Source organism: Listeria ivanovii subsp. ivanovii (assembly GCF_900187025.1).
GTDB classification, from domain to species: Bacteria; Bacillota; Bacilli; order Lactobacillales; family Listeriaceae; genus Listeria; species Listeria ivanovii.
Map to the genome: position 1 here is coordinate 1 of NZ_LT906478.1, position 12,524 is coordinate 12,524.

Below are 12,524 nucleotides of genomic sequence, written 5' to 3' on the forward strand. Positions count from 1 at the left end.
GTGCAATCAATTGAAGACATCTGGCAGGAAACACTGCAAATTGTCAAAAAAAATATGAGTAAACCGAGTTACGATACTTGGATGAAATCAACAACTGCTCATTCATTAGAAGGTAACACGTTTATCATTTCAGCGCCCAATAATTTTGTTCGCGATTGGTTAGAGAAAAGCTACACCCAGTTCATCGCTAACATTTTGCAAGAAATAACTGGCCGCTTATTTGATGTCCGCTTTATTGATGGGGAGCAAGAAGAAAATTTTGAATACACCGTGATAAAACCCAGTCCAGCACTTGATGAAGATGGTATTGAAATTGGCAAACATATGCTTAATCCGCGTTATGTTTTTGATACTTTTGTCATTGGTTCTGGTAATAGATTTGCACATGCAGCATCACTCGCAGTAGCCGAAGCACCAGCGAAAGCGTACAATCCTCTCTTCATTTATGGAGGAGTTGGTCTTGGAAAAACACATTTAATGCATGCAGTTGGCCATTACGTTCAACAACATAAAGATAACGCCAAAGTAATGTATCTTTCTAGTGAAAAATTCACCAATGAGTTTATTAGTTCGATTAGAGATAATAAAACCGAAGAATTTCGCACAAAATATCGTAATGTGGACGTTTTACTTATTGATGATATTCAATTTTTAGCTGGTAAAGAAGGAACACAAGAGGAATTTTTCCATACTTTTAATACGCTTTATGATGAACAAAAACAAATTATTATCTCCAGTGACCGGCCACCAAAAGAAATTCCAACACTTGAAGATAGACTTAGATCTCGCTTTGAATGGGGACTAATAACCGATATTACACCTCCAGATTTAGAAACGCGGATCGCCATTTTACGTAAAAAAGCAAAAGCAGACGGCCTGGATATTCCAAATGAAGTCATGCTCTATATTGCAAACCAAATTGATTCTAATATTCGTGAGCTAGAAGGTGCACTTATTCGTGTAGTCGCTTATTCTTCGCTCGTAAATAAAGATATTACAGCTGGTCTTGCAGCAGAAGCACTGAAAGACATTATCCCCTCTTCTAAATCACAAGTTATTACAATTAGTGGTATTCAAGAAACTGTGGGTGAATATTTCCACGTACGTTTAGAAGATTTTAAAGCAAAAAAACGGACGAAAAGTATTGCTTTCCCGCGCCAAATTGCTATGTATCTTTCAAGAGAGCTTACAGACGCTTCATTACCAAAAATCGGTGATGAATTTGGTGGACGTGATCATACAACCGTCATCCATGCACACGAAAAAATATCACAACTACTAAAAACCGACCAAGTGTTGAAAAATGACCTTGCTGAAATTGAAAAAAATTTAAGAAAAGCACAAAATATGTTTTAATAGACCTGTGCACAATGTGGATAACTGAAACATACTTACCCACAAGTTATCAACATGTGGAAAACTTTATGTCGCATGGCTTAAAACCTACTTATCCACAAATCCACAGGGCCTATTACTATTACTACGATTTTTTATTAATTAATTAAAGGTTTTTGAGGCTTTACAAAATATATATAAAACGGGGGATACTCATGAAATTTGTTATTGAGCGTGATCGTCTTGTCCAAGCAGTAAATGAAGTTACTCGTGCCATCTCTGCAAGAACAACGATTCCAATTCTAACGGGGATAAAAATAGTCGTAAATGATGAAGGTGTTACACTAACTGGTAGTGATTCCGATATTTCCATTGAAGCGTTTATTCCATTAATCGAAAATGATGAAGTAATTGTGGAAGTAGAAAGTTTTGGTGGTATCGTTCTGCAATCCAAGTATTTTGGTGATATTGTTCGTCGTTTACCAGAAGAAAATGTCGAAATTGAAGTAACTACAAATTATCAAACTAATATCAGTTCTGGCCAAGCATCATTTACACTAAATGGTCTTGATCCAATGGAATATCCTAAACTACCAGAAGTTACAGATGGTAAAAACATCAAAATTCCAATAAATGTACTTAAAAATATTATAAGACAAACTGTTTTTGCGGTTTCTGCAATCGAAGTTCGTCCTGTACTTACTGGTGTTAACTGGATTATCAAAGAAAATAAACTTAGTGCAGTTGCAACAGATAGCCATCGCCTTGCCTTGCGTGAAATTCCGCTTGAAACAGACATTGATGAAGAATATAACATTGTTATTCCAGGAAAAAGCTTAGCAGAACTAAATAAAATTTTAGATGATGCAAGTGAATCTATCGAAATGACACTAGCTAACAACCAAATTCTTTTTAAATTAAAAAATTTATTATTCTATTCACGTTTACTCGAAGGAAGTTACCCAGATACATCTCGTTTAATACCTACTGATACAAAATCAGAATTAGTTATTAATTCGAAAGCCTTTTTACAAGCAATTGATCGTGCGTCCCTACTTGCTCGCGAAAATCGTAATAATGTGATTAAACTAATTACGCTTGATAATGGCCAAGTGGAGGTTTCTTCTAATTCACCTGAAGTTGGAAATGTTTCAGAAAATGTTTTCAGCCAAAGCTTTACAGGCGAAGAAATCAAAATATCGTTTAACGGTAAATACATGATGGACGCATTACGAGCTTTTGAAGGTGATGATATTCAAATTTCCTTCTCAGGTACAATGAGACCATTCGTACTTCGACCAAAAGATGCAACAAATCCAAATGAAATTTTACAATTAATCACGCCTGTTAGAACTTATTAATCTTTAAAAAGTACATCCGTCTTGCTTCAAGGCGGATGTTTTTTTTGTTATAGTACAGTTTTTGAATAAAAATGTATATTTATGCAATAGGAGGATTGTTAGCATGATGAAAGATATGACAACTGGTAATCCAACAAAATTAATCTTTTGGTTTGCGATGCCGATGTTGATTGGGAATTTGTTTCAGCAATTTTATACAATGATTGATGCTGTTATTGTAGGGAAATTTGTTGGTGTAGATGCACTTGCAGCTGTTGGAGCAACAAACTCAGTCAATTTTTTTATGATTTCATTGATTATTGGACTGATGAGCGGGATTTCTGTTGTAGTAGCGCAATATTTTGGATTTAAAGATTATAATCGTTTAAAAGATGTTATTGCTACTGCAACGTATGCTGTAGTTTTTTCGGCGATTATTTTAACGATTGCGAGTGTGCTTTTAGCCAAGCCTCTCCTTATCCTACTTAGAACCCCAGCAAATATTTTAGACGATTCATCGATATTTTTAACCACCTTGTTTATCGGGATTTTGCCAATGAGCTTATATAACGGTATGGCAGCAATACTTCGGGCACTAGGAAATTCCATTACGCCATTACTTTTTTTAATATTATCTTCTCTACTAAATATTGCACTTGATTTTCTTTTTGTTGTACATATGAATATGGGAGTTCGTGGAGCTGCTATTGCTACTGTGTTATCTCAATCTGTCGCAGCGGTTTTAGTTATTTATTATGCATATCGTCATGTGCCATTTATGAGAATAGAACGAGCAAAATTCAAACTTTCTCCCCCACTATTAAAAGAAATGGTTCGAATTGGACTTCCTTCTGGTTTACAAGGATCATTTATTTCGATTGGGAATATGGCACTCCAAAGTTTAATAAATGGTTTTGGTTCTTCTGTTGTGGCGGCATATACCGCAGCTAGTCGTATCGATTCTCTTACATATCAACCAGGGATTGCCTTTGGAGCTGCTTCTTCTACTTTTGCAGGTCAAAATATCGGCGCAGGAAAAATGGATCGTGTTCGTGAAGGTTTTTGGTCTGGAATTAAAGTTGTAACGATTATTAGTATCGCGATTACCCTTTTAGTTCAACTTTTTGCGCGACATTTTTTACTGTTATTTGTTGATGCTGGCGAGTCGGAAGTTATTGATATTGGTGTTAGTTATTTACTTATTGTGTCGCTATTTTATGTTGTTGTAGGTATTTTATTTGTTGTGAGGGAAACGTTACGCGGTACTGGGGATGCAATGGTTCCTTTGGCAATGGGGATTTTTGAGCTTGTATCAAGACTCGTGATTGGTTTTGTATTGTCTCTTTACATTGGTTATATTGGACTCTGGTGGGCTACTCCAGTTGCATGGATTACAGCAACAATGCTCGGCGTTTGGCGATATAAATCAGGAGCATGGAAGAAAAAGGCAGTTATCCGACGAAAATAAGCCTTTTAATCAAAAAACGCCTCAGAAGCTCATATTTTATTTTTTTTAATAAATAATATCCCCCTATTAGTTTTGCTAAAAAAAGCTGAAAAACGAATATATGAAAATATTCTTTGTATTATTGGCAAAACTTTAGTAAAATAGAAGGTAGTGATAAAAAAAGATTGGGCGTGAAATTTTTGGCTGAAACAGTAAAGATAAATAGCGAGTTCGTAACGCTTGGTCAACTTTTACAAATGATTGATGTAGTTTCAACTGGTGGAATGGCGAAAGCGTATCTTAGTGAAAATACAATTTATGTCAATGGAGAGCAAGATAACCGCCGGGGGAAAAAGCTTCGTAATGGCGATGTAGTCCTTGTTCCTGGTATTGGCAAAGTGAAAATTGAACAAGGGAAATAGCAGATGCATTTAGAAAGCATTGTTTTAAGGAATTTCCGAAATTATGAAAACTTAGAACTTGAATTTTCCCCATCTGTAAATGTTTTTCTTGGAGAGAATGCACAAGGTAAAACAAATCTTTTAGAGGCTGTGTTAATGTTAGCTCTTGCCAAATCTCATCGGACAACTAATGATAAAGACTTTATTATGTGGGAAAAAGAAGAAGCTAAGATGGAAGGTCGGATAATGAAGCGCGGACAAACCGTACCATTAGAGCTAACCATCACACAAAAAGGCAAGCGTGCAAAAGTAAATCATTTGGAACAAAAGAAACTTAGTCAGTATGTTGGTAACTTAAACGTGGTTATTTTTGCGCCAGAAGATTTATCTCTTGTAAAAGGTGCTCCAGGAATTAGACGCCGTTTTTTGAATATGGAAATAGGACAAATGCAGCCGATTTACTTGCACAATTTAAGTGAATATCAGCGGATTTTGCAGCAGCGAAACCAATATTTAAAAATGTTGCAAATGAAACGTAAAGTAGATCCAATTTTGCTGGATATCTTGACAGAGCAGTTCGCTGATGTTGCCATTAATTTGACAAAAAGACGCGCTGATTTCATTCGAAAATTAGAAGCTTACGCGGCGCCTATTCACAACCAAATTTCGCGCGGCTTAGAAACGCTTAAAATCGAGTATAAAGCTTCCGTGACACTAACTGGCGATGACCCAGAAGTATGGAAAGCCGACTTGCTCCAAAAAATGGAATCAATCAAACAAAGAGAAATCGACCGTGGTGTCACGCTTATTGGACCACATCGGGATGATTCTCTGTTTTATATTAATGGGCAAAATGTGCAGGATTTTGGTTCACAAGGACAACAAAGGACAACGGCGCTTTCGATTAAATTAGCCGAAATTGACCTTATCCACGAAGAAACTGGCGAATATCCCGTCCTTCTGCTTGACGATGTTTTAAGTGAACTAGATGATTATCGTCAGTCGCACTTACTTGGAGCTATTGAAGGAAAAGTACAAACCTTTGTAACAACAACAAGTACAAGCGGAATCGACCATGATACGCTAAAACAAGCAACTACTTTTTATGTAGAAAAAGGTACAGTAAAAAAATCCTAATCTAGGTTAATATAATTTGATGAAAAAGAAAGTGCGGTGGAATAATTAATGTCAGAAGAAAATATTACGAATGTGCATGAAAGTGCTTCAGATTATAACGAAGATCAAATTCAAGTACTCGAAGGCTTAGAAGCTGTAAGAAAGAGACCAGGAATGTACATTGGTTCAACTAGCCAACGTGGACTCCATCACCTTGTATGGGAAATTGTTGATAACGCAATCGATGAAGCGCTTGCTGGTTTTTGTACAGAAATTGAAATTACTATCGAAGCAGATAATAGTATTACAGTTCGCGATAATGGACGCGGGATTCCAACTGGAATTAACGAAAAAATTGGTCGTCCAACCGTAGAAGTTATTTTCACTGTGCTTCACGCTGGTGGTAAATTTGGCGGAGGCGGATATAAAGTATCAGGAGGACTTCACGGAGTTGGTGCGTCTGTAGTTAACGCTCTTTCCACGTCCCTTGAAGTATACGTTCATCGTGAAGGGCAAAAATATTACCAACGTTTTGAACGTGGTGATGTAGTAATGGATATGGAAGAACAAGGTGAAACTGATTATCGCGGAACTATTGTTCATTTTACTCCAGACCCACAAATTTTCACAGAAACAACCGAATTTGATTTTGATACGCTTCGTACTCGTACACGTGAACTTGCTTTCTTGAATCGTGGTTTAACCATTTCGATTGAAGATAAACGCGAAGAACACAAAGTACGTAAAGATTTCCACTATGAAGGCGGAATTCGTTCTTACGTGGAACATTTAAACAAAGCAAAAGACGTTATCCATGAGCCACCAATTTATTTGGAAGGCGAACGCGATGATATTATGGTTGAAATTTCCATGCAGTATAATACTGGTTTCTCAAGCAATATCATTTCATTTGCAAACAATATCCATACGTATGAAGGTGGAACACACGAATCTGGTTTTAAAACGGCTTTAACGCGGGTTATTAATGACTATGCGCGCCGCAACAAAGTATTTAAAGATAGTGACGATAACCTTTCTGGTGAAGATGTTCGTGAAGGTTTAACTGCGATTATTTCGATTAAACATCCTGATCCGCAGTTTGAAGGACAAACAAAAACTAAACTCGGAAATTCAGAAGCTCGTTCAATCACGGATAAACTGTTTTCTGAGGCTTTAAATAAATTTATGATGGAAAACCCAGATGTTGCTAAAAAAATCGTTGAGAAGGGTGTGGTGGCTTCTCGTGCACGTTTAGCTGCTAAGCGCGCCCGTGAAGTTGCTCGTAAAAGTAGCGGTCTTGAAATTTCTAGTTTGCCTGGTAAACTTGCGGACTGTTCATCGCGTAATCCTGAAATCAGCGAACTTTACATCGTTGAGGGGGACTCAGCTGGTGGTTCTGCTAAACAAGGTCGTGACCGTTTATTCCAAGCAATTTTGCCGATTCGTGGTAAAATTTTGAACGTGGAAAAAGCACGTTTGGATCGTATTTTAGCGAACGAAGAAATTCGAACTATTTTTACTGCAATGGGTACAGGTTTTGGTGGAGATTTTGATGTTTCAAAAGCACGTTATCACAAACTAATTATTATGACCGATGCTGATGTCGATGGCGCACATATTCGTACGCTACTTCTTACACTGTTTTATCGTTATATGCGCCCGCTTCTTGATGCAGGTTATATTTATATTGCGCAACCGCCGCTTTACCAAATTAAGCATGGTAAGCAAATTGAATATGTATATAGTGATGGTCAGTTAGAAGATTATCTTGCGTCACTTGATAAAGACACTAAATACAGCATTCAACGTTATAAAGGTCTTGGAGAAATGAATCCAGAACAACTTTGGGATACAACAATGAATCCAGAACACCGGACACTACTTCAAGTAAATATTAAAGACGCTATTGATGCCGATGAAACTTTTGAAATGTTGATGGGTGACCGAGTAGAACCCCGTCGTAAGTTCATTGAAGAAAATGCACAATATGTTAAAAACTTGGATGTTTAATAAATATTTCCTGGGTAATAAATTTAGTTATTAATTGTTTTTAAAAGGTTTGAACTAGCTTCAGCCTTACTTTTGAAAGGGAGGTTTCTCTAACAATGGCAGAAACACCAAATCAACGAATAACAGAGATAAACTTAAATAAAGAAATGCGGACATCATTCTTAGACTATGCAATGAGTGTAATTGTTGCCCGTGCCCTACCAGATGTTCGTGACGGATTAAAACCAGTTCACCGTCGTATTTTATATGCGATGAATGACCTTGGGATGACATCGGATAAAGCATATAAGAAATCAGCTCGTATTGTTGGGGAAGTTATTGGTAAATATCACCCACATGGCGATACAGCAGTTTATTTTACAATGGTACGGATGGCGCAAGATTTTAGTTATCGTAATATGCTAGTTGACGGACATGGTAACTTTGGTTCGGTCGATGGAGATATGGCGGCAGCGATGCGTTATACAGAAGCGCGGATGTCAAAAATCTCAATGGAACTACTTCGAGATATTAACAAAGATACAATTGATTACGCAGATAACTATGATGGTTCTGAGCGGGAGCCAGTTATTTTACCAGCTCGTTTCCCTAACTTACTTGTCAATGGTTCGTCAGGTATTGCGGTTGGTATGGCGACAAACATCCCTACCCACCATCTTGGTGAAGTAATTGACGGTGTTTTGGCGCTTAGTAATGATCCTGATATTAGCATTCGCGAATTAATGGAGTATATCCCTGGACCAGATTTTCCAACAGCTGGGATGATTATGGGTCGTAGCGGAATTCGTCGTGCTTATGAAAGTGGACGTGGCTCGATTACCGTTCGTGGTCGTGTGGATATTGAAGAAAAGAAAAATGGTAAGGAAACAATTGTTATTACAGAAATTCCTTATCAAGTAAATAAAGCACGTCTAGTTGAGCGTATCGCGGAACTTGCTCGTGAGAAAAAAATTGATGGAATTACTTCTCTAAATGATGAGTCTGACCGCTCTGGAATGCGCATTGTTATAGAAGTTCGTCGTGACATTAGCGCTAGTGTAATCGTGAATAATTTATTCAAAATGACTGCTTTACAAACGACTTTCGGTATTAATATGTTAGCACTTGTAGATAATCATCCAAAAGTGCTTAATTTAAAAGAAATTCTTTATCATTATTTAGAACACCAAAAAGTAGTTATTCGTCGCCGGACTGAGTTTGAGCTTCGTAAAGCAGAAGCGCGGGCTCATATCTTAGAAGGTTTACGAATTGCACTTGATAATATTGATGCGATTATTAAATTAATTCGTGGATCAAAAACATCCGATGTTGCAAAAGAAGGTTTGATGACACAATTCAATCTTTCTGACAAACAAGCGCAAGCCATTTTAGATATGCGTTTGCAACGTTTAACAGGTTTAGAACGCGAAAAAATTGAAGAAGAATACCAAAACTTAGTAGCATTAATTAACGATTTAAAAGCAATTTTAGCTGATGATGAACGTATTCTTGAAATCATTCGTGAAGAATTAGAAGAAATCAAAGTTAAATATGCGGATAAACGTCGTACGGAAATTTTAGCTGGTGATTTAGTCAGCTTGGAAGACGAAGATTTAATCCCAGAAGAAGAAGTAGCGATTACTTTGACTAAACGTGGTTATATCAAGCGTCTACCACTATCAACTTATCGTAGTCAACGTCGTGGTGGTCGTGGTATTCAAGGTATGTCAACTCATGAAGATGATTTTGTAGAACACCTTGTAGCGACAAGCACACATGATACACTACTATTCTTTACCAATACAGGGAAAGTTTACCGTTCGAAAGGTTATGAAGTACCTGAATATGGTCGTACAGCGAAAGGTATTCCAATCATCAACTTACTTGGTATCGAAAGCCAAGAGCAAGTGAATGCTGTAATTAACTTATCTGAATTCACGGATGACAGCTACCTGTTCTTTACAACTAAACACGGTGTCGTGAAACGTACTACCCTTTCTCAATTTGCGAAAATTCGCCAAAGCGGTCTCCGTGCGGTAGAACTTCGTGAAAATGACGAACTGATTTCTGTACAAATGACTGATGGCACTAAAAACATGATTATCGCAACGAAACATGGCCAATCAATCTATTTCCCAGAAGAAAATATTCGGGTAATGGGTCGTACAGCTGCTGGGGTTCGTGGTATCAGACTTCGTGAAGACGATGAAGTTATCGGTATGGAAGTACTTGAAGACGATGAAAAAGTGTTAGTTGTAACAGAAAAAGGTTACGGCAAACAAACGCCAGCTTCCCAGTATCCGCTTCGTAACCGTGGTGGTATGGGTGTTAAAACCGTTACAATTACCGAGAAAAACGGAAATCTTGTAGCTATGAAGACAGTTACAGGTGAAGAAGACTTAATGCTCATGACAGTAAGTGGCGTATTAATTCGTTTCGAAATTGATACAGTATCACAAACTGGCCGTAGCGCAATGGGTGTTAAACTAATTCGCCTTGATGAAGACGAAAAAGTAGCCACTGTAGCAAAAGTTCCAAAAGAAGAAGACATAGAACTTGAGGAAGAAATTGACGAAACCCTCATCACCCAAGTACCTGATGAAAGTTTTGAAGATGCTCCTGGAAGTGACATAGAAGAATAGAAACGAAGCTGGAAAACAATCTAATTTTTGAATTAGGATGATTTTCCAGCTTTTTTAGTGGTCAAAAGCGCAATTTGGCTATAAATTATGTATAATATCTGTAATACGTCTAAAAAGGGAAGAGTTGTAACTATGCGTAAACTGATTCAATTTATTGTTATCGCGGTTGTTTTAACATTAGTGGAATATCTTTTAATCACTCAAGCAGCTACTTTATTTTTAATTTCGAGTATAATCATTCAATTATGTGGTGTCATTATTGCCATTAGATTGTTATTATTTGATCAACGGAATACTAGCTCAAAAATTGCTTGGATTGCTGTCATTTTTGTATTACCAGTATTAGGAACAATAAGTTATTTAGTCTTCGGTCGAAATCCAGCAACAAGAATATTCACACCTGCTCAAATAACAGAAAAAGAAAAATTAATTGAAGCGATTCATGCAATTCCAAATAACACAGATGAAAAATTACCACAACTATCAAAAAGAATAGCGCATTTAACATCGATTGAACCGATTAAAGGAAATAAAATAGAAATCCTAACAAATGGTGAAGAAACTTTTCCAGTGCTTCTAGACGCGCTGAGAAAGGCTGAAAACCACATTCACATCCAATACTATATTTTCAAAACGGATGAAATTTCTACGGAGATTCGTGATATTTTAGTAGAAAGAGCTAAAGATGGCGTGGAAGTTCGCTTTATGTTTGACGGACTGGGTTCAAGTAAATTGAAAAAAGATTTTTTGAAACCTTTAACGGATGTTGGTGTAGAGATTCATGCATTTGATCCGGTTACTTCACCATGGATTGTACGTACAGCAAATTTAAGAAATCACCGTAAAATTGTTGTCATTGATGGACAAATTGGCTTTACAGGTGGCCTTAATATTGGAGAAGAATATCGTTCCAATACGCCAGATTTTCGTGTTTGGCGTGACACACACATGAAAATAACAGGCCAAGCAGTTATTGAATTACAGGAATCTTTCTTGAATGACTGGGTCTATATGGAAAATAAAAAGGGAGCTTCAGAAAAATTTATTAATGAAGCTGGACTAAAACAATACTTTTCACCAGTTGATATGGGTGATGACTGGGCTCAAGTGATTTACGGTGGACCCTACGACAAAGAAAAATGGGTTCGCGATTCAATGCTTGATTTAATGGACTCTGCAAAAGAATCAGTTTGGATAGTATCTCCTTATTTTGTACCTGATGAAGAAGCTCTAGCGGTTATTCGCCGAGTAGCACTTAGTGGCATAGATGTTCGTGTCATTATTCCAGGAAAAGGCGACCGAGGAATATCTTTCCACGGAAGTAATGCATATGTGAAAACAATGATTGAAGCGGGAGCAAAAATGTATGCTTATCAAGATGACTCTTTTGTTCATGCAAAAGCAATGTTAGTAGATGGAACACTTGCAGCAGTTGGTACAGCTAATTTTGATGTGCGTAGTTTTAGATTGAATCATGAATTAATGGTGTTCTTATACGACGAAAGTGAAGCAATTCAGCATCTAAAACGTGACTTTAAGAAAGATTTTGAAGATAGTCGACTGTTTACGATGAAAGACATGGAAGAAAAAACGACTATGACTCGTATAAAAGAAGTACTTTCAAGTTTGCTATCACCAATTTTATAATTTAGGAGTGGAAAAATGAGTGGAGATTTAAAACTTAGGCCGCTTGAACGAGAAGATTTAAAATTTGTTCACCGGTTAAATAATGATGCGAAAATAATGTCTTATTGGTTTGAAGAGCCGTATGAGGCGTTTGTCGAACTTCAAGAGTTATATGATAAGCACATTCACGATCAATCAGAGCGCCGTTTTATATTAGAGTTAGATGGTCAGATGGTTGGATTAGTAGAGTTGATGGAAATTGATTATATTCACCGAAGAACGGAATTTCAAATTATTATTGATCCTAAGTTTCAAGGTCATGGGTACGCGGTATCTGCCACGAAACTTGCGATGAAGTACGCTTTTCACGTGCTAAATATGCATAAATTATATTTAGTTGTCGATAAAGTAAATGAAAAAGCAATTCATGTTTATGAAAAAGTTGGTTTTATTCGTGAAGGTGAATTAATCGATGAATTTTTTGTTGATGGAACTTACCATGATGCGATTCGAATGTGTCTGTTTCAGCATCAATACAAAGAAATGGATATGTAAATAAATGATTGGCACTGGAAAAGTTAGTGCCAGTCATTGTTTTGGCTTGGAAAAAGTTCTATAATAAGGTTTT

The 12,524-nt window shown here is 36.9% G+C and carries 9 protein-coding genes; all 9 read left to right on the top strand.

Features of this window, described 5'->3' with window-relative positions; all coding sequences use genetic code 11:
• The 9 genes from dnaA to speG all read left to right on the top strand — a co-directional run bounded on the left by dnaA (position 1) and on the right by speG (position 12,451).
• The gene (gene dnaA / locus CKV67_RS00005) at positions 1-1,356 is read left to right on the top strand and encodes a chromosomal replication initiator protein DnaA (RefSeq protein WP_012984572.1); all 1,356 of its coding nucleotides are present in this window, start codon (positions 1-3) and stop codon (positions 1,354-1,356) included.
• A gap of 194 nt (positions 1,357-1,550) precedes the next feature.
• Positions 1,551-2,696, top strand: coding sequence for a DNA polymerase III subunit beta (gene dnaN / locus CKV67_RS00010; protein WP_014091582.1), 1,146 nt, complete (start codon positions 1,551-1,553; stop codon positions 2,694-2,696).
• Between the two features lie 103 nt (positions 2,697-2,799).
• The gene (locus CKV67_RS00015) at positions 2,800-4,143 is read left to right on the top strand and encodes an MATE family efflux transporter (protein ID WP_025279672.1); all 1,344 of its coding nucleotides are present in this window, start codon (positions 2,800-2,802) and stop codon (positions 4,141-4,143) included.
• A gap of 179 nt (positions 4,144-4,322) precedes the next feature.
• The gene (yaaA, locus tag CKV67_RS00020; RefSeq protein WP_003744888.1) at positions 4,323-4,544 is read left to right on the top strand and encodes a S4 domain-containing protein YaaA; all 222 of its coding nucleotides are present in this window, start codon (positions 4,323-4,325) and stop codon (positions 4,542-4,544) included.
• Positions 4,545-4,547: 3 nt separating this feature from the next.
• Complete coding sequence (gene recF, locus CKV67_RS00025; protein WP_014091583.1) at positions 4,548-5,660, top strand: DNA replication/repair protein RecF; 1,113 nt, start codon at positions 4,548-4,550, stop codon at positions 5,658-5,660.
• Positions 5,661-5,708: 48 nt separating this feature from the next.
• On the top strand, positions 5,709-7,649 hold the full coding sequence (gene gyrB / locus CKV67_RS00030; protein WP_014091584.1) for a DNA topoisomerase (ATP-hydrolyzing) subunit B: 1,941 nt from the start codon (positions 5,709-5,711) through the stop codon (positions 7,647-7,649).
• 95 nt (positions 7,650-7,744) lie between these two features.
• On the top strand, positions 7,745-10,270 hold the full coding sequence (gyrA, locus tag CKV67_RS00035; RefSeq protein ID WP_014091585.1) for a DNA gyrase subunit A: 2,526 nt from the start codon (positions 7,745-7,747) through the stop codon (positions 10,268-10,270).
• A gap of 132 nt (positions 10,271-10,402) precedes the next feature.
• Positions 10,403-11,917 (top strand): cardiolipin synthase, encoded by a 1,515-nt coding sequence (gene cls / locus CKV67_RS00040; protein WP_014091586.1) that lies wholly within the window; start codon positions 10,403-10,405, stop codon positions 11,915-11,917.
• A 15-nt stretch (positions 11,918-11,932) separates the two neighbouring features.
• Positions 11,933-12,451, top strand: a complete 519-nt coding sequence (speG, locus tag CKV67_RS00045) for a spermidine N1-acetyltransferase (RefSeq protein WP_003744902.1) — start codon at positions 11,933-11,935, stop codon at positions 12,449-12,451.
• Positions 12,452-12,524 lie beyond the last annotated feature (73 nt).

Excerpts from the sequence above, each read along its gene's own strand:
- dnaN (WP_014091582.1), top strand. The coding sequence starts at position 1,551 with ATGAAATTTGTTATTGAGCGTGATCGTCTTGTCCAAGCAGTAAATGAA.
- CKV67_RS00015 (WP_025279672.1), top strand. The coding sequence starts at position 2,800 with ATGATGAAAGATATGACAACTGGTAATCCAACAAAATTAATCTTTTGG.
- recF (WP_014091583.1), top strand. The coding sequence starts at position 4,548 with ATGCATTTAGAAAGCATTGTTTTAAGGAATTTCCGAAATTATGAAAAC.
- gyrB (WP_014091584.1), top strand. The coding sequence starts at position 5,709 with ATGTCAGAAGAAAATATTACGAATGTGCATGAAAGTGCTTCAGATTAT.
- gyrA (WP_014091585.1), top strand. The coding sequence starts at position 7,745 with ATGGCAGAAACACCAAATCAACGAATAACAGAGATAAACTTAAATAAA.
- cls (WP_014091586.1), top strand. The coding sequence starts at position 10,403 with ATGCGTAAACTGATTCAATTTATTGTTATCGCGGTTGTTTTAACATTA.
- speG (WP_003744902.1), top strand. The coding sequence starts at position 11,933 with ATGAGTGGAGATTTAAAACTTAGGCCGCTTGAACGAGAAGATTTAAAA.